21 protein-coding genes are annotated in these 23524 nt (G+C 66.6%); 4 read left to right on the top strand and 17 right to left on the bottom strand.

Annotated features, from left to right (window positions below; all coding sequences use genetic code 11):
- Positions 1-191: 191 nt before the first annotated feature.
- On the top strand, positions 192-1871 hold the full coding sequence (locus tag PVW48_RS06190; RefSeq protein ID WP_274580721.1) for a calcium-binding protein: 1680 nt from the start codon (positions 192-194) through the stop codon (positions 1869-1871).
- An 80-nt stretch (positions 1872-1951) separates the two neighbouring features.
- Here PVW48_RS06190 and PVW48_RS06185 read toward each other — a convergent pair whose 3' ends face one another.
- Positions 1952-3109: a S8 family serine peptidase gene (locus tag PVW48_RS06185; protein WP_274580720.1), complete on the bottom strand. Its 1158-nt coding sequence runs from the start codon at positions 3107-3109 to the stop codon at positions 1952-1954.
- A gap of 185 nt (positions 3110-3294) precedes the next feature.
- Between PVW48_RS06185 and PVW48_RS06180 the strand changes: the two genes are divergently transcribed.
- Positions 3295-3861, top strand: a complete 567-nt coding sequence (locus PVW48_RS06180; RefSeq protein ID WP_274580719.1) for an anti-sigma factor family protein — start codon at positions 3295-3297, stop codon at positions 3859-3861.
- 5 nt (positions 3862-3866) lie between these two features.
- Here the strand turns inward: PVW48_RS06180 and PVW48_RS06175 are convergent, their stop codons facing one another.
- The 8 genes from PVW48_RS06175 to PVW48_RS06140 all read right to left on the bottom strand — a co-directional run bounded on the left by PVW48_RS06175 (position 3867) and on the right by PVW48_RS06140 (position 11846).
- A complete protein-coding gene (locus PVW48_RS06175) occupies positions 3867-4403 on the bottom strand; it encodes an RNA polymerase sigma factor (protein ID WP_274580718.1) in 537 nt (178 codons plus the stop codon).
- Positions 4404-4725: 322 nt separating this feature from the next.
- A complete protein-coding gene (locus PVW48_RS06170; protein ID WP_274580717.1) occupies positions 4726-6111 on the bottom strand; it encodes an FGGY-family carbohydrate kinase in 1386 nt (461 codons plus the stop codon).
- Positions 6108-6422: an L-rhamnose mutarotase gene (gene rhaM / locus PVW48_RS06165; RefSeq protein ID WP_274580716.1), complete on the bottom strand. Its 315-nt coding sequence runs from the start codon at positions 6420-6422 to the stop codon at positions 6108-6110. Before rhaM ends, PVW48_RS06170 begins: the two co-directional genes overlap by 4 nt.
- Positions 6422-7408: an ABC transporter permease gene (locus tag PVW48_RS06160; protein ID WP_274580715.1), complete on the bottom strand. Its 987-nt coding sequence runs from the start codon at positions 7406-7408 to the stop codon at positions 6422-6424. The genes rhaM and PVW48_RS06160 overlap by 1 nt, the downstream gene beginning before the upstream one ends.
- On the bottom strand, positions 7405-8388 hold the full coding sequence (locus PVW48_RS06155) for an ABC transporter permease (protein ID WP_274580714.1): 984 nt from the start codon (positions 8386-8388) through the stop codon (positions 7405-7407). The genes PVW48_RS06160 and PVW48_RS06155 overlap by 4 nt, the downstream gene beginning before the upstream one ends.
- Before the next feature lie 12 nt (positions 8389-8400).
- The gene (locus tag PVW48_RS06150) at positions 8401-9933 is read right to left on the bottom strand and encodes a sugar ABC transporter ATP-binding protein (RefSeq protein ID WP_012179098.1); all 1533 of its coding nucleotides are present in this window, start codon (positions 9931-9933) and stop codon (positions 8401-8403) included.
- Positions 9934-10005: 72 nt separating this feature from the next.
- On the bottom strand, positions 10006-11007 hold the full coding sequence (rhaS, locus tag PVW48_RS06145; protein ID WP_012179099.1) for a rhamnose ABC transporter substrate-binding protein: 1002 nt from the start codon (positions 11005-11007) through the stop codon (positions 10006-10008).
- 38 nt (positions 11008-11045) lie between these two features.
- Positions 11046-11846: a DeoR/GlpR family DNA-binding transcription regulator gene (locus tag PVW48_RS06140; protein WP_274580713.1), complete on the bottom strand. Its 801-nt coding sequence runs from the start codon at positions 11844-11846 to the stop codon at positions 11046-11048.
- A gap of 187 nt (positions 11847-12033) precedes the next feature.
- Here PVW48_RS06140 and PVW48_RS06135 point away from each other — a divergent pair, with 187 nt between their 5' ends.
- The gene (locus tag PVW48_RS06135; RefSeq protein WP_274580712.1) at positions 12034-14136 is read left to right on the top strand and encodes a bifunctional rhamnulose-1-phosphate aldolase/short-chain dehydrogenase; all 2103 of its coding nucleotides are present in this window, start codon (positions 12034-12036) and stop codon (positions 14134-14136) included.
- 9 nt (positions 14137-14145) lie between these two features.
- Positions 14146-15384, top strand: a complete 1239-nt coding sequence (locus PVW48_RS06130; RefSeq protein ID WP_274580969.1) for an L-rhamnose isomerase — start codon at positions 14146-14148, stop codon at positions 15382-15384.
- Positions 15385-15491: 107 nt separating this feature from the next.
- Here PVW48_RS06130 and PVW48_RS06125 read toward each other — a convergent pair whose 3' ends face one another.
- From PVW48_RS06125 to PVW48_RS06090, 8 genes are read right to left on the bottom strand one after another with little or no spacing between them, the layout of a single operon-like run.
- On the bottom strand, positions 15492-16370 hold the full coding sequence (locus PVW48_RS06125) for an amidohydrolase family protein (protein WP_274580711.1): 879 nt from the start codon (positions 16368-16370) through the stop codon (positions 15492-15494).
- On the bottom strand, positions 16367-17851 hold the full coding sequence (locus PVW48_RS06120; RefSeq protein WP_012179104.1) for a tripartite tricarboxylate transporter permease: 1485 nt from the start codon (positions 17849-17851) through the stop codon (positions 16367-16369). Before PVW48_RS06120 ends, PVW48_RS06125 begins: the two co-directional genes overlap by 4 nt.
- Positions 17848-18306: a tripartite tricarboxylate transporter TctB family protein gene (locus PVW48_RS06115; protein ID WP_274580710.1), complete on the bottom strand. Its 459-nt coding sequence runs from the start codon at positions 18304-18306 to the stop codon at positions 17848-17850. Before PVW48_RS06115 ends, PVW48_RS06120 begins: the two co-directional genes overlap by 4 nt.
- A gap of 60 nt (positions 18307-18366) precedes the next feature.
- Entirely contained in the window at positions 18367-19329 is a 963-nt protein-coding gene (locus tag PVW48_RS06110; protein ID WP_274580709.1) for a Bug family tripartite tricarboxylate transporter substrate binding protein, read from the bottom strand.
- Between the two features lie 42 nt (positions 19330-19371).
- Complete coding sequence (locus PVW48_RS06105) at positions 19372-20889, bottom strand: aldehyde dehydrogenase (NADP(+)) (protein ID WP_274580708.1); 1518 nt, start codon at positions 20887-20889, stop codon at positions 19372-19374.
- Between the two features lie 51 nt (positions 20890-20940).
- A complete protein-coding gene (locus PVW48_RS06100; protein ID WP_274580707.1) occupies positions 20941-21810 on the bottom strand; it encodes an NAD(P)-dependent oxidoreductase in 870 nt (289 codons plus the stop codon).
- Entirely contained in the window at positions 21807-22811 is a 1005-nt protein-coding gene (locus PVW48_RS06095) for a 4-hydroxythreonine-4-phosphate dehydrogenase PdxA (RefSeq protein WP_012179109.1), read from the bottom strand. The genes PVW48_RS06100 and PVW48_RS06095 overlap by 4 nt, the downstream gene beginning before the upstream one ends.
- Positions 22811-23524 (bottom strand): GntR family transcriptional regulator, encoded by a 714-nt coding sequence (locus PVW48_RS06090; RefSeq protein ID WP_274580706.1) that lies wholly within the window; start codon positions 23522-23524, stop codon positions 22811-22813. The genes PVW48_RS06095 and PVW48_RS06090 overlap by 1 nt, the downstream gene beginning before the upstream one ends.

The following is a 23524-nucleotide window of genomic DNA, read 5'->3' as shown; positions in this document are numbered from 1 at the left end:
CGGGCCGGACCCGGCCGAAGAGCCGATGGCGCCAAGGCGACAGAAGGGGCCGGCCCGAGGTCGAAATTACTTTGAACCGTTTTTCAACACGCGGCGACCAAGGGGTTCCTCAGCGCCCTGAGGCTTGCCGAGCGTGATCGGTGACGGGGTGAGGAGGGGATTTTTCGAAACGCTCCAAGGAGAGAACCCAAATGGCACGCTTCAACTTTTTCAACCTGATCTTTGGTCACGGCAACACTCATGGCACCGAGGACAAGGACATCATTGTCGGTTCGTTCGGTGCGGACGATATCAACGCCAAGGGCGGCGATGACCTCGTTTTCGGCCTGTCCGGGGATGACAAGATCTCCGGCGGCGAGGGCGACGATCAGCTTTTCGGTGGTTTCGGAGATGACGTCGTCATCGGCAACCGGGGCAGCGATGCGATGTTCGGCGGACAGGGGGATGACCGTCTGGTCTGGAACAACGGCGACGGATCGGACCTGATGGACGGCGGCGAGGGCCATGATGTCCAGCAGGTGAATTTCGACACCGACCTGGTGAACGATGATCTGCAGAACGACGACGTGGCCGAGTTCACGGTGACCGACGCGGGCCTCCAGTTCGCCCGGATCGAGGTGAACGGTCAGTCCGAGCAGGGGCTGTTCCAGCTCGACATCCGCAACACGGAAGTTCAGGAGACGAATTTCGGCGGCGGCGATGACACCGCGATCATCAACAGTGGTGTTCTGGACGCAATCCGGCTCGATCTCGACGGTGGCGACGGCATCGACACGCTCGACTTCAGCCAACTCGACACCAACGTGTCGGTGAACCTCGCAACCGGACAGATCGTGGACAACGTCTTCTTTGCCGCCTCTTTGCCCGAGGAGTTCGAGATCGGGGCAAGCCTCGCCGCGGCCCCGGTGGTCGAGACCTCGCAGGCGATCGATTTCGAGAACGTGATCGGCACGGAATTCAGCGACGCTCTGACCGGCAATGCCTGGGACAACGTGATTTCGGGCGGCGGCGGCAACGACCGTATCGCGGGCGGCGCAGGCAATGACACGCTCATCGGCAACAAGGGCAGCGACACCGTCGATGGCGGGTCGGGCGATGACAAGATCGTCTGGAACAACGGCGACGGGTCGGACCTTTTTGACGGGGGCGCCGATGACGACGTGGTGCAGGTCAATTTCGATACCGATCTGGTGAACGAGGATCTGCAGAACAAGGACGTGGCCGAGTTCTCGACCACCGACGCGGGCGTTCAGTTCGCCCGGATCGAAGTGAACGACCAGACCGAGAACGGGCTGTTCCAGCTCGACATCCGCAACACCGAGACCCTGGAGACCAATTTCGGCGGCGGCGCCGACACGGCGGTCATCACGGGCGACGTGCTGGGCGAGATCATGCTGGATCTGGATGGCGGGGACGGCGTGGATACGCTCGATCTGAGCCAGGCCTCCGGTCCGGTCGGCGTGAACCTCGAGACCGGCGCGATCGAGGTCGACCACGGCGCAGGCCAAGCTGCGACCGCGATCAACTTCGAGAACGTCACCGGGACCGACAGTAACGATGTCATCGTCGGGAACGCACTGGACAACGTCATCCGGGGGGGTCTCGGGGACGACACGATGTCCGGCGGCGCGGGTGCCGATACCTTCGTGTTCTTCGAAGCGGATATAGGCGTCGATGTCATCCTCGATTTCGAGATCGGAATCGATCAGCTGGCCTTCTTCACCAACGATCCGGAGGTCACCCAGGACAGCCTGCTGTCGAACCTCGATCAGGTCGGGGATGACGTGGAGCTGTCTCTCAACAACAAGGTGATCACCTTCGAGGACACGCAGGTCGCGGACTTCTCGGCGGACATGTTCATGATCGCCTGAGCCGATCCCGCTGTCACAGCACCCAGGGCCCCGCCGGCATCACGTCGGCGGGGTTCGTTTTGCGCGGGGGGAGTGCGGGCTCATTGCGTGCAGACGTCTTCGGCGAGCGCGAGCCCGTACCCGAAAGTCGGATCGCGCCCTTCGGATCCAAGCTCTGCGCTGGTTCGGGCCAGCAACGCGCGGACGTCGGACGCATCCCGCGCCGCGGTGATCGCGGGATCCGCCGCGAGGCGCGCCGTCACGAAGGGGGTGGCGATCGAGGTCCCCGTGACGAAGCGCGGGCGGCCTTGCGTGCTGACCAGCACATCGACGCCGGGGGCCGCGATGTCCACATGGGGCCCGCGCACCGCGTTGCGATAGACCCGGCGGTCCGCGTCTATGGCCGTCACGGCGATCACGTCCCGGAACCCGGCGGGATACATCGGTTCGACCCCGGGCCCGTCATTGCCCACCGCGGCGACCAGAACGAGGCCCCGCGCGGTGGCCCGCTCCACCGCCAGATCCAGCAGCTTGTTATAGGGCCCGGCCAGCGCAAGATTGACCAGGCGCACGTCTTCGCTGGCCAGCCAGTCGAGCGCGCGCACCAGCGCATCCGCTCCGGCGGCGAGATCCGGGGTCTGGGACTGGCCGAACACGTTGGCCCCGTAGATGCGAACGTTGCGCAGCCGCTCCGGGTTGGCCAACACGGTGGCGACATCGGTGCCGTGGGTGGCCGCGGCGGACGGGCCGTCGAAGAACGTCCGGCTCGTCACGTCCACCCCCGAGAGGGCGGGCGCGGAGGTGTCGATTGCCGTATCGATCACCCCGATCGCCACATGGGCGCGGCAGCCCCCGTCAGCCCATCTCATGATGGTGTTGGCGTAATCGAGCGCCAGCGCCGACGACGGCTGCTGTTGCAAACGATAGGCGTGATCGACGCCGACGGTCGATGCGGGGACCGCGCCTTCGAGGGCCGCGATCGCCTCCGGCCCCGTGACGCCGTCCGGCATCCGGTAGACCAGCATCGTCAGGCCGAGCCCGTCGAGCCGGGCCACATCGAGTTCGCGATAGCCGGTCGATTGCGCCTCGAGGCGGATCTGGTCGGCGCTGGCGCGGTCGGGCACCAGCGCGATGATCTTTCGCGGGTCCACCACGTCCGACGGCTGTGGCCCCGTCGCCTGTGGCACGGCGCAGCCCCAAGCGGCCATGGCGACCGCTACGGCCAGGACGCCCAGACGGATGCGTGCAAGCTGGGACAAGCGGGCTTTCTTTCTCTCGTGGCGCTTGGCACTCGGGGCTTTGCACCCGAGACGCCGCAGCGTTGAATGGCGCAGAAATACACTCTAGAAGTGAGCAATCGGCGGGCACGGACCCAAGTTTGAACCATTCCCTGGGATCCTTCGACAAAGAACCACTGGCATGACGATTTTGTGAGCGAGAACACGTGGACCGCGAAGAGACCATACTCGACTACTTCCAAGGCCGGCTGACGCCCGAGCGCCGGGCGGCTTTCGAGGAAGAGATGGCACAGGATGCGTCTCTTGCCGCCGAGGTGGCGTTGTTGCGGTCCGTGCGGGAGGACATGGCGCAGGCGCCCAGACATGAAAAGGCCGATCAGGTCTGGGATCGCGTGTCGGCAGAGATCGATGCCACCCCCCGGGCCGCGAATGACAACCGGCCCCTCTGGAAGGCGGCTTTGAAATATGCAGCCGTTGTCGTGCTGTCCGTGGCCACCTGGCATGTCGTGGTCGGACCGCGCCTCGGCCCGGATCCGGAGGGGTTTCGCACCGCGAGCGAGGACCCCGCCGCCTTCAGCGTGCAGGTGCAGTTCGTCCAGACCGCCAGCTATGGCGACATCGCCGCCTTGCTCGCGTCGCTCGGTGCCCGGATCACGGACGGGCCCAGTGCGCTTGGCCTCGTGCGTCTGTCCTTTGCGGACGCCGATGCGCGACAAGAGGCCCTCGGCGTGCTGGAAGCGACCGGCGACCTCGTGGCGTTTGTCGCGGAATAACGGCGCTATCGTCGCAAGCCCCGTTCAAGACAGCGCATGAGCGCCCGTTTTGCATGATGGATGCGGGTCTTGATCGTACCGACCGGCACGGCTTCGATCTCTGCGACCTCGGGATAGGTCAACTCCTCGAGGAAGGCGAGCCGAACCGCGGCCCTCTGCGGGCCGGACAAGCTCTCGAGGCAGTGGTGCAGGCGCGCCCGCTCCGCCGCGGCAATGGCGGCGGCTTCGGGATTGGGGGCCGTATCCTCGACCTCGGGCACGTCCTCCACATAGGCGTGCTTTCCCCGCTTGCGCAGCGCGTCCACCAGCTTGTTGCGCGCGATGGAGAACAGCCATGTCTTGACGCTCGACCTGCCCTGGAATTTGGCCGCGGTCCGCCAGACATCGAGCATGGTGTCGTGGACACAGTCCGACGCGAGCTCCGGATTGCCGGCACGTGACAGGCTGAACGCGTAGATGGCGTCGTTGTACCGCAAGTAGAGCGCGTGCATCGCCCGCTTGTCGCCCATCCCGATTTGCGCGACCAGATCTATGTCATCCATGGGCCATTACATCCGCACCTGAATGCCAGAAGGTACCCGACAGCGCATGCCATCTCCCAGAGTTGTGTTCAACGTCAATCCCATGCGGGCGTTGCAGCCATGTGCGACGATAGCAGGCGTGGCCGCGATTTCATGCGCGATGAGCGGCGGATCGCCGAAACAGCCCTGTTTGGGAACGAGCGCGGCCCGGCGTGCCGTGTTGCGAAGATGCGGAAGGTCCGTGCGGGTGCGCGGGGTCTGGCGGAGTGACGGGCCTTGGCGCCATGCCCGTTGCGCGCGCCGGTGGACGCAGGTTTGGCCCCGGGGCAGGCGCGCGGTGTGGCTAGGGCGTTCGGCGCCGGGCCCGTTGCCGCCAATGCGCCGCGTAGTGCCGCAGGCGGGTCTTGGACGCCGCCGGTAGCGCGACGAGGCTGTCGGGGCGCGGCGGGGAACCGGCATCGCCGCCCGCCAGCAGGGCCGCACCGGCGCTGGTTCCGGTGGTGCCGGAGGCGCGGACCACATCCGCCTCCATCGCGACGCTGAGCATTTCGAGATAGAGGCGATTGCCGGCGAAAGGTCCCTCGACGATGATCTTGCCCGCATGCCCGATATTGGACAGGCACTCGGCCGTGACCAGCGCCAGATAGAGCGCGACGGCCGCGCCGCGGGCGCCGGTCCCGGGCGCGGGAGCGTCGCCTTCCCATCGCGAGGCCTGGCCCTTGAACGGCCCTGTGTCGGGCACGACGGCGGGCAAAAACAGGATCTGCCGCGACAGGATGTGGTCGAGGTCCTGGGCGCTCGGCGGCGGGCCGGTGCCCTCGGTGGCCAGGTCATGCTCGCGCCCGCCCATGAACCGGGCGGAGGGGGCGGGCTGGCCGAGGGCCGTGACGTTGATCAGCGTGTCGAGATCGGGGTCGAGCATGACGGGCCTGCCACCGATGGACATCGCAATGACCCAGGTGCCGGTGGAGATCACGCTGAAGGGGGAGGTCTGGGTCAACACGTAAGGCAGAAGCGAGGCGTTGGAATCGTGAATGCCGCAATGAACGGGCGTGCCGGGGGCCAACCCGGTCTGCCCGGCCACCGCTGGCAGCACCGGCCCGAGGATGTCATGCGGCTTGCGGACAGGGGCGAGCTTGCCCGTCAGCCCGAGCCTGTCGACCAGCGACGAGACCGCCCCGGCATGGGGGTTCCACAGATCGGTATGACACCCCAGCGAGGTGACATCGGTCGCGGTCACGCCGGTCAGCTTGGCGCCCCAGAATTGCGGGTAGGTGACGATCTGACGGGTGCGGTCCCTGAGGGCCGGGTCGGTGTGGAACTGCCAGAAGAGTTGCGCGCCGATGTTCAGCCCGCCCGCCAGGCGCGGCGACCCGGTTTCCGAGAAAGGCGGGCGAAGCGCGTCATAGGCCAGCGCGGTGTCGTCCGGGCCGGGATGTTCGTAGTCGAGAATGGGAGCAGCCAGGGCGCCGTCCTTTTGAAGAAGGGCCGCGCAGGCGCCATGCGTGGTGATCGAGATCGCGTCGATCCCGTGGCGGGCCTGGAAATCGCGCAGCCCGTCCAGCAGGAAGGCCCAGTGCCCGTCCACGTCGAAATGCGGCCAGGGCGGACCCGGCAGGACCGTGTTGGGCCGCGTGATCACGGAGATTTCGGTCAGGCTCTGTCGGTCGACCAGGGCCAGCTTGGCGTTGGTCTTGCCGATGTCGATGACGGCGACGTGACGTGTCATGGCATGTGGAACACGGTGTCGAGCGGGGTGACCACGGGCGCGTTGTCCGGCTGGGTTTGCATGATGTCGGCCATGTGCGCCCACCATTTCTGCATGACCGGATGGCTCGGGAGGTCGTCCATCCCGTGCCCCTCCTTGCGCCACAGGACGGCAAAGAGCGTGTCGGTCTCGGGGTCGAGGTGGATCGAGTAATCCGACACGCCGGCCTCGCGGAGAAGATCCACCAGTTCCGGCCAGATCGCGTCGTGGCGTTTGATGTATTCCTCCCGGCAGCCGGGGTTCAGCATCATCTTGAAGGCGATCTTTTCCATCAGCGCGCCCGCCACATGGACCACAGCCGCGGCAGGGCGATCACCCCGATCAGCAGCGCGCCGATCACGATGGACATCACGATCCCCGGCACGTTCAGCAGGCCGAGCCCGAAGGTCACAAGCCCCATCACGAAGGCGGCGATGACGACGCCCAGGATGGTGCCCGATCCGCCGAGGATGCTGACGCCGCCGAGCACGACCATGGTGACCACCTCCAGCTCCCAGCCCATCGCGATGGAGGGGCGGGTGGAGCCGAGGCGCGCGGTCAGGCAGACCGCCGCGACGCCGGACATGAGGCCCGTGAGCAGGAACAGGATGAATTTCACGCGCTGCACCCGGATGCCCGAGAACATCGCACCGGTGGCATTGTTGCCGATGGCGTAGACCGCGCGGCCGAAATTGGTCTTGTGCAGAAGCACCGCGTAGATCACCGCGATGATGGCGAAGAGGACAAGCTCGAACGAGATCACCCACCAGACATAGCCCTGGCCGAACCAGGAGAAGCTCTCGGGGTAGCCCCGGAAGGCCTGGTCGCCCAGAACGATGTAGCTGATGCCGCGAAACAGGCTCATGGTGCCGATGGTCACGACGATGGAGGGCAGTCCCATCCGGGTGACCAGCACACCGTTGAACGCGCCACAGAGCAGCCCGACCCCGAGCCCGATCAGCACCAGCCCGGGCGTGCCGACGCCCATCTGCACCGCCGCGCCCATGGCGGTCGAGGCCAGCGCAATGATGGAGGCGACCGACAGGTCGATCTCCCCCGAGATGATCAGCAGCGCCATGGCGAAGGCGATCATCGCCTTTTCAGTGAAGTTGAAGGTTGCGTCGCTCAGGTTCCAGGCGTTCAGGAAATAGGGGGAGGCGAAGCTGTTGGCGACGAAGATGCCGATGGCCACCAGCAAAAGAAGCGTCTCCCAGCTCTTGAGGCGCTGCTCCATCGGAGAGCGCAGGCGGTCGGGGATCATGCGGTCGGCTGTGCTCATGATGTTTGCTCCGCGCGCTTGAGGATGATGCGACCCTTCTTGCGGTTGGCCTGGGCATTGAGCGCGACGGCGATGATGATCGCACTGCCCGAGATGGCCAGCTGCCAGAAGGGGGAGATATCGACGACCGGCAGGGCATTCTTGATGATGCCGAGGAACAAGGCCCCGAGCAACGCGCCGCCGACGGTGCCGACGCCGCCCATGATCGACACACCGCCGATGACGCAGGCGGCGACCACGTCCAGCTCGAACCCGCCGGCGATATCCACGTAGGACACCGCGAAGCGCGAGACCCAGAGATACCCCGTCAGGCCCGCCAGGGCGCCGGAGATCGTGAAGGCCCAGAACTGGGTCTTGCCCACATCGATGCCCGCGTAGGTCGCGGCATGGGGGTTGCCGCCCGCCGCGTAGAAGGCACGCCCCAGGGTGGTCCGGGTCATCACGATCGTGAACAGGATCACGGCCAGGATCGCGATCCAGCTGAGGACCGGGAGGCCGAGGAGTTCCGTCCGCGGGAAGGCCTTGAAGGCGGGGCTCATCTCGTGACTGTTGACCCATTTTCCGTCGGAGATCAGGAAGATGATGCCGCGGAAGATGGTCATGGTCCCCAGCGTCACCACGATGGGCGGGATTTGCAGCTTCCACACGAGAAGCCCGTTGAACATGCCCAGCAGCGTGCCCAGTCCGATGGCGATGGCGAGGATCACGACAATCGGCAGGCCCGGAGCCGCAACATTGACCATCGACACGACCATGCCGGTCAATGCCAGGTTCGCCGCGACGCTGAGGTCGATGCACCGGGTCAGGATGACGATCATCTGGCCGATCGCCAGCAGGATCAGCGGCGATGTATCGTTGAACACATGCGCGAGGTTCGACGGTGCGATGAAAGCGGGAAACCGGGAGGCGATCAGCGCCAGCAGCAGCAGGATCGCCGCGATCAGCAGTGTTTCCCGGGAGGCGATCAGGCGTTTCAACATGACCCGTTTCCTTCAGATCCCCGCGGCGTGGCGGACAAGGGTTTCAGGTTGCAGGTCGTCACCCGCCAGTTCGGCCACGATGCGCCCCTCGCGCATGACGATCACGCGGTCGGACATGCCCAGCACTTCGGGAATTTCCGAACTGACCATGATCACGGCGAGCCCCTGGGCCGCCAGTTCCGCCATGAAGTCGTGCACCGCGGCCTTGGAGCCGATATCGACGCCTTTGGTGGGCTCGTCGAGGATGATCACCCTGGGCCGGGTGGCCAGCCATTTGGCGATCACGACCTTCTGCTGGTTGCCGCCGGACAGGTTACCGACATGGGTGTCCAGCGAGGCCGCGCGCAGGTCGAGCCGTTCGGTGTATTCGCGGGCCAGGGCGAACTCCTCGGCCAGCCGCAGGAAGCCCTTGCGGGAGATCCGCCCGAGCGAGGGCAGCGTGACGTTCTGAAAGATCGGCAGGTCGAGGATGGCGCCTTGCTTGCCGCGGTCCTCGGGGACATAGACGATCCCGTGATCGACCGCGTCCGCGGGGGAGCTGATTTCGGCCCTGGCCCCGCCGATCTCGACCGACCCGGCGGAGGGGCGGGTGATCCCGAACAGGGATTGCATGAATTCCGACCGCCCGGCCCCGACCAGTCCGTAGAACCCCAGGATCTCGCCCTCGCGCAACGTGAAGCTGATATCGTCGAATTCGGTGGGATGGGCATAGCCTTGGACGGTCAGAACCGTGTCGCCCACATTGGGCGCGCGCTGCGGGAAAATCTGGCTAACATCGCGGCCCACCATCATCTTGACCAGGTCCGCCTCGGTCACATCGGCGATCGCGCCGTCCCCGATCAGCTGGCCATCCCGGAAGACGGTGTAATTGTCCGCGATGCGGAAGATCTCGTCGAACTTGTGGCTGATGAACAGGATCGCCTTGCCCTGGGCCTTGAGGCTTTCGACCAGCTCGTAGAGCTCTTCGATCTCCTTGTGGGAGAGCGCGGCGGTGGGTTCGTCCATGATGACCACGCGCGCCTCGATCGACAGGGCGCGGGCGATCGCCACGAGGTGCTTGTTGGCAATGCCCAGGTCCTTGAGCTTGTGATCCGGGTCGAGCTCGGCGCCGATGCTGGTCAGCAGGGCGCGGGCGTTCTCGGTCGTCTTTTTCCAGTCGATCAGACCGAAGGCCCCGCGCGGCGCATGGCCCAGAAAGATATTCTCGGCCACGGACAACTCATCGAACAGGACCGTTTCCTGGTGGATCGCCGTGACCCCGTGATCGGCGGCGGCCTGCGGGGTGGAAAACGGCACCGGCTGACCGTCAACGAGGATGCGGCCGCCATCGGGCTGGTAGATGCCGGTGAGGATCTTGACGACGGTGGACTTGCCGGCACCGTTCTCGCCGATCAGCGCGGTCACCTTGCCGGGGTACAGAGACAGCGAGACGTCGGACAAGGCCTTCACGCCCGGGAAGGTCTTGGTGATGTGCGCCAGGGCCAGCGCCGCCTGGGACACAGGCGGGTCTTCGGACGGCAAGGGTCTCTGCGTTTGGTGCAGCATCAACTGTCCCGGAGTGAAAGGGATGGGGTGTGACGCGGGCCCGAAAGCCCGCGTCGGAGATCCGTCGTCGCCCTAGAAGATCGACTTGAACTGATCGATGTTGGAGGCGTCGTAGATGAACGGATCGGCCATGGCGGCCTCGTTGTTCTCGTCCAGGGTGATGGTCCCGACGCGCCCGATGGAGATCTCTGTCCCCGGCTCCGCCGTGGCCGCGCCGGAGGCGAGCGCATGGGCGATCATCGCGGCCGAGTAGCCCAGATCGATCGGGTTCCAGATCGCGAAGGACTTGGATGCGCCGCTTTCGATGGCACCGGCCATCTCGGAGGGCAAGCCAAGGCCGGTCACGTTGACCTGGCCGATCTTGCCCGCATCCGCGACCGCTTGTGCCGCGGCGACGATCCCGACGGAGGTGGGCGCGATGATCGCATCGAGGTCCGGGAAGGACTGCATCAGGCCCTGCGCTTCGCGGTAGGACTTGTCGGCCAGGTCATCGCCATAGACGGTGGAGACCACGTTGATGCCCGGATAGTCGCCCAGCACCTTGGTCATCTCTTCGATCCAGATGTTCTGGTTGGTCGAGGTGGTGGTCGCGGACAGAACCGCGACATCCCCGCCATCGGGCAAATGATCGGCGGCAAGCTTGATGATCATGTTCCCGATCAGGGCATTGGAGGAGGGGTTCAGGTGCATCTGGCGCCCTTCGGGGGCCACGCCGGAATCCCAGGAGATCACCGTGATGCCCCGCTGCATCGCCTTCTTGAGCGTCGGGACCAGCGCATCGGTGTCATTGGCCGACACCGCGATGGCATCAACGCCCTGGGCGATCAGCGAATTGATTACCTCGATCTGGCCCTCGGCCGTGGTGTCGGTGGGACCGGTATAGATGATCTCGACGCCCCCGAGTTCCGCGGCGGCTTCCTCGGCGCCCTGGGCGGCGGCCTCGAAGAAGCCGATGCCGAGGGCCTTCACGACGAGGGCGATGCGCATCTCGTCCTGGGCCATGGCGGTTGTGCCGAACAGGCTTGCGGCAAGGCTGAGCCCTGCGGTGAGTTTGGTGAAGGTGCGACGTTTCATTGGTTTCCTCCCTAAGGTACGATCGCGGATATGGCCGGTCACGAGGCCACGTTTTTCTGAGCGCCCCCCGAGTGGGTGACGATCAGGGTCACTTCTGCGGCGTCGAGCATGGCGGCCGCCTTGTCTGAGATCCGGTCATCGGTGATGACCTTGGTGATGCGGTTGAGCGGGCACAGCACGAGGCTGGAGCGTTGCTCGAACTTGCTGCTGTCGGCCAGAACGATCAGCTCATCCGCCTGTCCGATCAGTTTCTGTTCCGCCTGGATCAGGAGCGGATCCGCCTCCATCAGGCCCAGCGGCCCGAGGCCCTGGGCCCCCATGAACATGCGCCGCGCACAGAAATTGCGGGTCACGTCATTGTCGAACGGGGACAGGATGATGTTCTGTTCGCGGTAGATCGTGCCCCCCGACAGCATGACTGTGTTCTTGGAGTGCTTCAGCAGGTGTTCGGCGATCGGGAAGGAGTTGGTGAAGACCTGCATCCGGCGGCTTGCCAGCGGATGCACCATCTGGAACGTGGTCGTGCCGCCATTGATGATGATCGCGTCGCCATCGTCACACAGCTCCACCGCGGCCGCGGCAATCGCCTGCTTCTCTTCGATCCGCATGGTTTCGTTGACCGAAAACGGTCGCCCGGCGAGGCCCACGAATTGCGGCGGGCTCAGCGCCTCCGCACCGCCGCGCACGCGGCGCAGCAGCTTTTCGTGATCGAGCGTGGCGATGTCACGGCGGATCGTGGCCTCGGACGCGCCGGTCAGATTGCACAGGTCCCCGACGGTGACGACGGGGCGTTCCTCGACCGCGGACAGAATGATCGTATGACGTTCTTTTTCGTGCAAATCGAGCCTCCCTCGGCGCACAGGCTGTCCAGATTCGCGCCATCTGTCAATCATTATCCACCATATTCCGTCATTCTGCGGTGCAGAATGATTGCTTGTGATTGATAATGATTGACAAGCCCGGCTGCACCGCTCAGCGTAAAGGCCACAGAGATGGATCGGCGTGCCGCGCCAGCCGGGAGGAAACATGTTGAAATCATTGGAAACGCAGCTGCTTGAAAGTCGGTGGGACGACGAGGTCGCCAAGGGCATGAGCGAATCGGAACTGTTGCTCTATCGGTCGAACATCCTCGGCGCCGACAAGCGGGTGACGAATTACGGCGGTGGCAACACATCGGCCAAGGTGATGGAGGCCGACCCCCTGACCGGCGCGCAGGTCGAGGTGCTTTGGGTCAAGGGGTCCGGCGGGGATATCGGCTCGATCAAGATGGACGGGTTCGCGACGCTTTACATGGACAAGCTGCGCGCGCTGAAGGGGCTGTATCGCGGGGTCGCGTTCGAGGATGAGATGGTCGGCTACCTGCCGCATTGCACCTTCCGGCTGAACCCGCGCGCGGCCTCCATCGACACGCCCCTGCACGCTTACGTCCCGCGCAAGCATGTCGATCACGTCCATGCCGATGCGATCATCGCCATCGCCGCCTCCGACAATTCGAAGGAGCTCACGCAGGGGATTTTCGGAAACCGGATCGGCTGGCTGCCCTGGAAGCGGCCAGGCTTCGAGCTGGGCCTGTGGTTGGAGAAATTCTGCCGGGAGAACCCCGAGGCGGATGGTGTCGTGCTCGAAAGTCACGGGCTGTTCACCTGGGCCGACACCGCGAAGGAGTGCTACGATCAGACGATCGACGTGATCAACGTGGCGACCCGGTGGCTCGCCGAGCGCAGCGCGGGTGTCCCGGCCTTCGGCGGGGCGATCCACGAGAGCCTTCCGGCCGCGGCCCGCCGCGAGGTCGCCGCCCGGCTGATGCCCGCCATCCGCGGTTTCGTGTCGGACAATCAGCACATGGTCGGCCACTTCAATGACAGCGACGCGGTGCTGGAATTCGTGAACGCGCGGGACATGGAGGCGCTCGCGGCGTTGGGCACCTCCTGCCCGGACCATTTCCTGCGCACGAAGATCCGGCCCCTCGTGGTGCCGTTCGATCCGGCGCAGAACAACATCCTGGCGGTGCTGTCGGAGCTGCCGGACCAGGTTGCGGCTTACCGTGAGGCCTATGCCGCCTATTACGCGCGCTGCAAACATGATGACAGCCCGGCCCTGCGCGACCCGAACGCGGTGGTCTATCTGGTGCCCGGGGTGGGCATGATCACCTTTGCCAAGGACAAGGCCACGGCCCGGATATCGGGCGAGTTCTATGTCAACGCGATCAACGTGATGCGCGGCGCGTCGGCGGTCAGCACGTACCAGGGCCTGCCGGAACAGGAAGCTTTCGATATCGAGTACTGGTTGCTGGAAGAGGCCAAGCTGCAGCGCATGCCGAAACCGAAATCTCTTGCCGGCCGCGTGGCCCTCGTCACCGGCGGTGCGGGCGGGATCGGGGCGGCCACGGCCGAGCGGTTCCTGGCCGAAGGTGCCTGCGTGGTTCTGGCGGATATCAACGAGGACAGCCTGGCATCGACGCAGGAGAGGTTGTCGGAGCGGTTTGGCGCGGATGTCGTCCGCTCGGTTGTCATGAACGTGACGCGCGAAGAGGCCGTCGCGGCGGCCTTTGCGGAGGCGTCGGTGGAATTCGGCGGGGTGGATATCCTGGTGTCCAACGCCGGGATTGCCTCCTCCGCGCCAATCGAGGAGACGTCGCTGGCGCTGTGGAACAAGAACATGGACATTCTGTCCACCGGTTACTTCCTGGTCAGCCGCGCGGCGTTCAAGCTGATGCGGGTGCAGGACATGGGCGGCGCGGTGGTGTTCGTGGCCTCCAAGAACGGATTGGCCGCGTCACCGAATGCGGCGGCCTACTGCACGGCCAAGGCGTCGGAAATCCATCTGGCCCGGTGCCTGGCCCTTGAAGGCGCGGAGGCCGGCATCCGCGTCAACGTGGTGAACCCGGACGCGGTACTGCGGGGCTCCAAGATCTGGGAGGGCGACTGGCTGGAACAGCGCGCGGGCACCTATGGCACCGACAAGGACGGGCTGGAGGAGATGTATCGCCAACGCTCTCTGCTCAAGCGGTCGGTCCTGCCGGAAGATATCGCCGAGGCCTGCTATTTCTTCGCCGCGGATACGTCGTCGAAGTCCACGGGCAACATCATCAACGTGGACGCGGGCAATGTGCAAGCGTTCACACGCTAGGGGATGAGCATGGGCTACGAGAACGCGAAAGCCGCCTTTGCGGAGTGGGGTGTGGACACCGAGGCCGCGTTGGCGCGGCTGAAGACCATCCCGATTTCGATGCATTGCTGGCAGGGCGACGATGTTGTCGGTTTCGAGCAGAAGACCGGCAGCTCCGGCGGCGGCATTCAGGCCACCGGCAACCACCCGGGCCGCGCGCGCACGCCCGACGAGTTGCGCGCGGATCTGGAATTCGCCTACGCGTTGATCCCGGGCCGGCACCGGTTGAACCTTCACGCGATGTATCTCGACACCGAGGCGACCCCGGACCGGGACGAGATCGAGATCGCGCATTTCGCGCCCTGGGTCGACTGGGCCCGGGCGCAGGGGATCGGCCTGGATTTCAACCCCACCTTCTTTGCCCATGCCAAGGCCGACGACAACCTGACGCTCAGCCACCCCGATCCGGGCATTCGCGACTTCTGGATCGAGCATGGCAAACGCTCACGGGAGATCGCGGCCGGGATGGGGGCAGCGCTTGGATCGGCATGTGTGAACAACATCTGGGTGCCCGATGGCTACAAGGACACGCCGGTGGACCGGATGGCTGCGCGGGCGCGTCTGGAGGCGTCGCTCGATGCGATGCTGGCGCCGCCGCAGGATCGGGCCCGGATGCTGGACGCGGTGGAAAGCAAGCTCTTCGGGATCGGGGTCGAGGCCTGCACGGTGGGCAGCCACGAATTCTACATGGGCTACGCGATCCGCAAGGGCACGTTGTTGTGTCTCGACATGGGCCATTTCCACCCGACCGAGAACATCGCGGACAAGCTCAGCGCCGTTGCCCTGTCCCTCGATGAGATCCTGCTGCACGTGTCGCGCCCCATGCGGTGGGACAGCGACCACGTGATCCTGCTCGACGATGACATCCTGCAGATGGCGCAGGAACTCGTCAGTGCCGATTTGCTGGGGCGCACCCGGATCGGGCTGGATTTCTTCGACGCGACGATCAGCCGGACCGCTGCCTGGGTGATCGGGACGCGCAACATGCAAAAGGCGCTGTTGCGCGCGCTGCTGATGCCGCTCGACAGGTTGCGGGCGGCGGAAGATGCCCTGGATTTCACCACCCGGCTCGTGGTGACGGAAGAGGTCAAGGATTTGCCGTTCGGCGCGGTCTGGGCCGAGTTTGCCGCCCGCGAAGACGTGCCGAATGGCCAGGAGTTGATCCGCGAACTCGACCGGTATCAGGCGCAGGTGTCAGGGCGCGGGTGACTTGCTGCCGGGGCAACACGCCCCGGCGCGCGCAAGGCCAGGGGCATGCACGCAGGCCGCGCATCCCGAGACGCCCGGCACCGCCGCCCGGCGAGGCGCCCGGGCTTTCAGAGCCCGTAGACCCGGTGGGCGGTGTCGTGGAACAGCGCCTGGCGGGCGGCTTCGGGATCCTGTCGGGTGGCCGCATCGAAGCCCGAGAAGATGACATCGAAGGACCCGCACACCCCGTCGACCGGGAAATTCGAAGCGAACATGGCGCGCTCGGGTCCGAAGACGTCGATACAGGTCCGGATGATCGCGCGGTTGTCCTCCAGCGCCCAGGGACGGTCGGGCAGGCCGAGACCGGAGATCTTGATGACGCTCTGCGGCAGGGTGGCGAAGCGCCTCAGGGCCGCCTCCCACCCCGCCAGCCCCGCCGCGGAACGATCGGAGGGCAGACCGGCGTGGTTGAGAATGATCGGCGTCTCGGGCGCGAGCGCGGCCAGGTCCATCGCCTCGTCCAGATGCCACCACGGGGTTTGCAGATCGAACATCAGGCCGCTGTCGGCCAGGCGGCGGAACCCCTCGCGATAGGCGGTGTCCATCATGCCGCCGGCGGGGCCGCCCGGCGCCGGGTTGGCGCGGGGCTTGTGGCGGACGGATTTGACGATGGGCAGGGTCTTGTAGACGCTCAGAACCTCCGCCAGGTCCTCCCGGTCCAGCCATGCCTGGGCGACATGGGCGGCCGGTCGGCCGGTGCGATCGGCCAGATCCTGCATCCAGTGCGCCTCGCCCACCGGGTCGGCCGGATCCCATTCGCCCTCCATCGTGACGGTGGCGACGATATCCCAGCCCCTGGAGACAGCGTCGTAGTCATCGGGCATGAACGGTTTGCGGATCGAGGAGTAATCGCCGTAGCGGAACGGGATCATCGGCTCGTCGCGCAGCCATGGGTGATAGTTCGCGACCGGGTCCCAGAAATGGTGATGGGCATCTATGATCTTCATGGACTTTCCTTCCGACGTGAGCGCATGGCCCGCATGATGGGCAGCACCCAGATCATGAGGACGATGAGTGCAAGGGCGGCGGCCACAGGGCGCGAGACGAATATCGCCAGGTCGCCCCGGGATTTCAGCATCGATGTGACGAAGTTGAATTCCAGCATGCCGCCCAGAACGATGCCGAGGATGGCGGGGGCGATGGGGATCCTGTTTTCTTCGAAGATCCAGCCGACCACCCCGAAGGCCAGCATGGTCAGCACGCCGTAGCTGGTGTTGTTGATCGCGAAGCTGCCGACGATACAGCAGGCCAGCACCACGGGCGCGAAATAGGCAGGCGGAATGCGCAGCAGGTGCCGCGCCATGCGGATCACGGCCCAGCCCAGCGGGATCAGCAACAGGTTCGCCAGCAGGAAGGCGAACAGGATCGCGTAGACCAGTTCCGGCGACTTCACGAAGATGATCGGACCCGGCTCCAGCCCCTTGAGATACAGCACACCGATCACGATGGCGGTGATGCTGTCGCCGGGGATGCCGAAGACCAGCGTCGGCACCCAGGCGCTGGAGAGCGCGGCGTTGTTGGCCGCCCCGGCCTCGATCAGCCCCTCGTCATGGCCCTTGCCAAAGGCCTCGGGCGTGGCCGAGCGGCGGCGGGCAATCGCATAGGCGACCCAGGCGGCGATGTCCGCCCCGGCCCCCGGAAGGGCCCCCACCAGCGAGCCGACCGCCCCGCCGCGCAACAGATTGCGCCAGCGCTTGCGCAGCGTGGCGCCAAGCCCGGCCAGGATCGGGCCCATGGTCGGGGTCGCGATGCGCGGCTGCCGGGCGGTGAGATTGCGCAGGACCTCGGGCAAGGCGAACATGCCGATCATCGCGGGAATGAAGCTGACCCCGCCCATCAGTTCGATGGAGCCGAAGGTGAAGCGCGGCTGGCCTGCGACCGCGTCGATCCCGATGGTGGCGACCCAGAGACCGAAGAGCAGGGACACGATGCCCTTCAACGCCGACCCCGCCGCGATGATGGCGGCGCAACTCAGCCCCAGAAGGGCAAGCCAGAAATACTCCACCGAGGAAAAATTCGTGGCAAAGCGCGCCAGCAGCGGAGCCGCGACCATCAGCGCAATCACCCCCATCACCCCGCCGACGCAGGCCGAGACCATGGACAGGCCCAGGGCGCGTTCCGGCTTGCCTGCCTTGGTCATGGCATAGCCGTCCTCGACATAGGCGGCGGAGGCGGGTGTGCCGGGGATACGAAGCAGCGTGCCCGGGATGTCTCCGGCGAAGATCGCCATGGCCGCGAGCGACGCGATGGAGGCGATGGCCGGGACCGGATCCATGAAGAACGTGATCGGGATCAGCAGGGCGACGCCCATCACCGCCGTGAGCCCGGGAATGGCGCCGAGCGTGATGCCCAGGAGGCTGGCGATCAGGATCGCGCCCAAAGTCGCGGGTTCGGTGACCAGCACCAGAGCTTCCCAGTAGACATTCATGTCAGGAACCGTTCGATTGCCCCGAAAGGCAGCGGCACGCGCAGCAGGATGCCGAAGACGAGATAGAGGAGACAGGCCATGACCAGCGCGGTGAGCGCCGCCGGGACGAGGCGCCCCCCCGCCACGAGGATCAGGATCCAGATCATCAGGGTCGTCGTCGCGATGAAGCCCAGGTAGGGGGAGACGACCACCCAGCCGATCACAGATGCCAGCGCCGCCGTGACCTGCCACTTGGCCGCCCCGCGCAACAGAGCCGGCAGCCGCAGCCACGGCCCGTCGGCGCGCATCGCCAGCATCACCGCCCCGGTCAGGATCAAGGCGGTCCCGACGATCCGCGGGAAAAACGCCGAGCCGAACTGCTGACCCGGCAGTTCCCGAAACCCGAGGGTGCCGACAATAATGGCCACGCCGCCACAAATGGCGAGCGCTCCGATCAGGCGGTCATTCAATTGCATGCCGGCACCCGGTTTGTGGGCGGCTGCCGATGTGTCGTGAACACCGGCAACCGGCTTTGCCTACTGGGCCAGGCCGAGGTCGGTCAGAAGGCCGGCCGCATCATTGGCGAAGGCCGCAGCATAGGACGAAAACGCCTCCGAGCCGTCGAAAAGTGGCGTGATTCCACGCTGCGCCAGGGCCTCTTGCACCTCGGCGGAGCCGTGGGCCTGTTCGGCGGCCGCTTCGATCCTGGCTTTGACGTCCTCGGGCAGACCCGCGGGCGCGCACAGGGAGAACCAGTTGGTCAACGACCAGTCCACGCCGCTTTCCTTCAGTGTCGGCACATCCGGGAAGGCGGGCGAGCGTTCGTCGGACATGATGCCGAGGATCTTCACTTCGCCCGCGTCGGCCAGGGCGCGCGCCTCGATGGGCGATCCGGTGAACATGCTGATGCCGCCGGCCACGAGATCCTGAAGCGCCGGGGCCCCGCCCTGGGACGGGATAAACTGCACGGTGTTCACGTCGCCGCCGACCTGTTTCATCATGCCCGCGATGGCCATGTGCCATGGCCCGCCCAGGCCGGAGCCGGAGGAGCTCAACCCGCCCTCCTTGGCGGCGGCGATCAACTCCTCGAGCGAGTTGTAGGGACTGTCGGCCGCGACGGTCACCCCGGCCGGGATCACCGCGAGGCGCGAGATCAGATCGAAGCTCGCGGGCGTGATCGGGGCCAGGCCGATGGTTTCGAAATAGGTGACCTCCGAGGTACAGGCGCCCAGGGTGTAGCCATCCGGAGTGGCATTGGCGATGGCCGAGTGGCCGACGACGCCCGAGCCGCCGGTGCGGTTGACCACGTTGATGGGCTGGCCCATGGCCTCTTCGAAGCCGATGGAAAACAGCCGGATGATGGTATCGGTGCCGCCGCCGGCGCCCCATGGCACGATGATCGTGACGGGTCGTTCCGGGTAGTCCGCCAGCGCGGGGCTGGCACCCAACGCCAGAACACCGGCCATGACGGCCACGATCTGTGTCTTGAATGAAGTCATTTCGAAGTTCCTCCCAGTTGAAAGTCCTGAAGTTCTGGTCGTTCAGTAATCGGCAGGCAAAAGGGCGTCCGGCATGTTCTGATAGCACACGGGTCGCAGGAATCGCCGGATCGAGAGTGTCCCGACCGAGGTCGCACCGAAATTCGTGGAGGCCGGAAAGGGCCCGCCATGCACCATGCTGTCGGCAACCTCGACGCCCGTGGGGAAGCCGTTGACAAGCACCCTGCCCGCCTTGCGTTCGAGCAGCGGCACCAGGGATCTCGCATGGTCGGTGTCGCCGTCCTCCATGTGGAGCGTACAGGTGAGCTGGCCCTGGAGGGATCTGGCGATCCGGGCCATTTCGGCCGCATCCTGCGCCTCCACCACCAGGCCGAGCGGCCCGAAGACCTCCTCTTGCAGGGTGTGATCGGCCAGCCAGTCCCTGGCCGCGACACGGTAGAGACAGGGGTGCGCCGCGCGCCCATCGCAGGGGGCGCCCAGCAGTTCCGAGATTTGCGGGTGCGCGGCCAGACGGGCGACGCCGTCGCGATAGGCCGCGGCGATCCCCTCCGTGAGCATGGTTTGCGCGGCGGTCTCGCGCAGGGCGGCCTCGGCGGCGGCGACGAAAGCGTCGGCGCCCGGCAGCACCACCGCGATGCCGGGATTGGTGCAGAACTGTCCCGCCCCCATGGCCAGCGAGCCCGCCCAGCCCGCGCCGATCTCGGCCCCACGCGCCGCGACCGCCTCGGGCAGCAGGAACATCGGGTTGACCGAGCCCAGCTCGCCGAAGAACGGGATCGGCTCGGGCCGTGCGGCGCAGAGATCGAAGAGCGCCCGCCCCCCGGCGAGCGAGCCGGTGAAGCCCACCGCGCGGATCAGCGGGTGCTGGACGAGGGCCGTGCCCACGTCGCGCTTGCCGCCCTGGATCAGGCTGAAAACCCCCGCGGGCATCCCGGTCCTGGCGATGGCCGCGTGGATCGCTTCGGCCACGATCTCCCCGGTGCCGGGATGGGCCGAGTGGCCCTTGACCACCACGGGGCAGCCCGCGGCCAGCGCCGCCGCGGTGTCGCCGCCCGCCACCGAGAAGGCGAGCGGGAAGTTCGAGGCGCCGAACACCGCGACCGGGCCGATGGGGCGTTGGACCAGCTTCAGGTCCGGGCGCGGCAGAGGCGCGCGGTCCGGCAGAGCCGGATCGTGCCGCCGGTCGAGGTAATCGCCCTTGAGGATATGTTCGGCAAAGAGGCGCAGCTGCCCGGTGGTCCGGCCCCGCTCCCCTTGCAGGCGGGCTTCGGGCAGGCCGGTTTCCTGGGTGCCGATGCCGGTGATGATCTGGGCGCGGGCGTCGATCTCGTCGGCGATGGCGTTCAGGAAGGCCGCTCGGGTGGCCGCGTCGCTGTAGCCATAGCTGGCAAAGGCGTCCTCCGCGGCGGCGCAGGCCTGATCGACCAGGGCGGGCGTGCCGACGGAGAATTCGTGGGCGGGCCCGTGGGCGGGCCCGTGGGCGGGATCGGAGGCGAAGGTCTGATCGCTCCCGACCCAGGCGCCGGCGATCAGGTGTTTTCCGTGGGGGGTGAAGCTCATCTTGCGTATCCGTCTATGTGAGGGGAATTCGGGGCGCCCGGACGGGCGCTGTCAGGGTCGGTTCGGGTCGAAGAGTGTGGTGACGAACTCCGCGCCGCGACCCTGGGCCGCCAGCGCGCCGAGCCGCGCGGCGAGCGCCCCGGCGACATCGGCGCGGCCCGAGAGGGCGTCGGCCAGCAGGGCCTCGGCATAGCCCAGGTCCTTGGCCGCGTTGGAGATGGAGAACCGCGCGCCGGTATAGTCACCATCGAGCGCGGGGGGCACGGCCTTTTGCAGGGTGCCGGAGCGGGCCGCGCCGGTCATCATCACCTCGTAGAGCGCCCGGGGATCGACCCCAAGCCGACCAGCGGCCTGAAACGCGTCCGACAACAGCACCATGGTGCCCTGGGTCACGAGGTTGTTGAGCAGCTTGGCCGCATGGCCGGTGCCCGCATCGCCGAAACGGCGGATGGCGGTGGAATAGGTCCCGACCAGGGATGCGATGGTGTCGAACTGCGCGGCGGCACAGCCCACCAGGGAGGTCAGCGCGCCGTCCTGCGCCTGTTTCGGGCCGCCCGTCACCGGGGCGTCCGAGAACACCGCCCCCGCCGCGTCGAGCCGGTGCGCGAGGGTGGCGCTGGTCTCCGGCCGTGAGGTGGTCGTGTCGATCCAAATCTGGCCCGGGCGCGTATGGGGGAGGAGCGTGTCCGCCAGTCCCGCCACCGCCTCCGCGTCGGGCAGGCAGGTGAAGAGCACGTCGCAGCCGTCAAGGAGCGTCACCGCATCCGGGGCCTCCCGCGCGCCCCGGTCCAGCAGGGGGGTGAGCGGCGCGCGGTTGCGGTGGGCCAGCAGCGTGACCGGGTGCCCGGCGGACAGCAGGCATCCCGCCATCCCGGCCCCCATCATCCCGACGCCGATGAAGCCGACCGCGGGCAGGCTCATGCCGCTGCCTCGTCCCTGGCGTTGCGCGCCATCCGGACCAGCAGGTCGAAAGCCTGCCGGGTGGCGCCCACATTGGCGATCCCCTTGCCCGCGATGTCGAAGGCAGTGCCATGGGCGGGGGTCGCCACCGGGATCGGCAGGCCGCCCGCGACGGTCACGCCCCGCTCGAACCCCATCAGCTTGATCGCGATCTGGCCCTGGTCGTGATACATGGTGACGACGGCATCGACTTCGCCCCGCTGGGCCTTGAGGAAGACCGTGTCCGAGGGCCAGGGGCCGGTGACGTTCATCTGCCGGTCCTGGCAGGCCTTCACGACCGGTGCGATCACGTCGATCTCTTCGCGCCCGAACTTGCCGTTGTCGCCCGCGTGGGGGTTGAGCGCGGCCACGGCCACATGTGGGCGCGCCTTGCCCGAGCGCGCCAGGGTGGCATGGGCGAGCTCGATGGCGCGCTCGATCCCCGGACCGTCGATTTGGGCCGCCACGTCTTTCAGACCGATATGGCTGGTCACCCGGGTGGTCATCAGGTCGTCGAGCACGTTGATCTCGGAATGATAGCCGGTGAACCCGAGGTAGCGCGCCATGTAGCGATGCTCGTCCTCGGCATCGAGCCCCGCCGCGGTCATGGCCGACTTGTTGAAGGGCGCAAAGAGCACCCCGTCCACCTGCCCGGCCTGGGCCAGGTCGAGCGCCTTGTCGAGGCAGCGCAGCGACGTCGCGCCCCCGGCCACGGTGACCTCGGCGATCCGCACATCCTCCGGCGCGATGGTGTCGAGGTCGAGATGGGCCAGCCCGGTGAAGCTGCCGCTGTCGCGCGGGTCGATGGTGTCGAGCGGGATCTCCAGCCCGGCCTGGTCCGCGCCGCGCCGCCACAGATGGGCATCACCCACCAGCAGGATATCGGCGGCCTCGCGCACGCCGTCTTCGGCCAGCAGCCTGGCGATCAGTTCCGGCCCGATCCCCGAAGGATCCCCGGGCACGATGGCAAGTCTGGGACGCATCAGTCGCTCTCCTTCTCAGAGGCAAGGTCCGCCATGGCGGCGGCAATGTTGGTTTCGGCGGTGCGCAGATGCTGCTGCAGCGCCCGGCTGGCCGCCACGGAGTCGCGCGCCTTGAGCGCCTGGACGATGTCGCGATGCTCCCGCCGGGTGGCTTCGCGGCCCGGAATGCGCTGGGAGGACAGGAACCGCACCCGCCACAGCCGCGCGTTGTAACTGGCATGGGTTTCGGCCAGCGCCGCGTTTCCAGCGGCCGCCACGATGGCGGTGTGGAACGCCATGTCCCTGCGAAAGGCTTCGAGTTGCCCGTCGGTGTCGCGGGCTTCCTTGATCGAGGCATTGATCCGCTCGATCTCGGCCAGCTGGCGATCGGTGGCTTCGGAGCAGGCCAGCTCACCGGCCAGCGCCTCCAGCGCGCCCTGGACGCGCAGCCAGTCGTTGATCTCGTCGAGCGAGGGGTCGGCCACGCTCGGGCGGCGGGTCGGGCCGTAGACGATCAGCCCCTCGCTTTCGAGGATGCGCAGCGCCTCTTTCAGCGGTGTGCGGCTGATGCCGAACGCCTCGGCCAGGTCACGTTCGCGCACGGGCATGCCCGGGGCGAGCTTGCCCAGCATGATGAATTCACGCAGGTTCTCCGCCGCCTCCGCGGCGAGGGATTTGCGCGGTTTGAGGTCCACGAAATCGCGCAGCTCGTCGGTCCAGGCAGCGTCACTCAT

The organism is Dinoroseobacter sp. PD6, from assembly GCF_028807315.1.
GTDB lineage: Bacteria > Pseudomonadota > Alphaproteobacteria > Rhodobacterales > Rhodobacteraceae > Dinoroseobacter > Dinoroseobacter shibae.
This window is presented reverse-complemented; position numbering and strand designations above follow the sequence as displayed.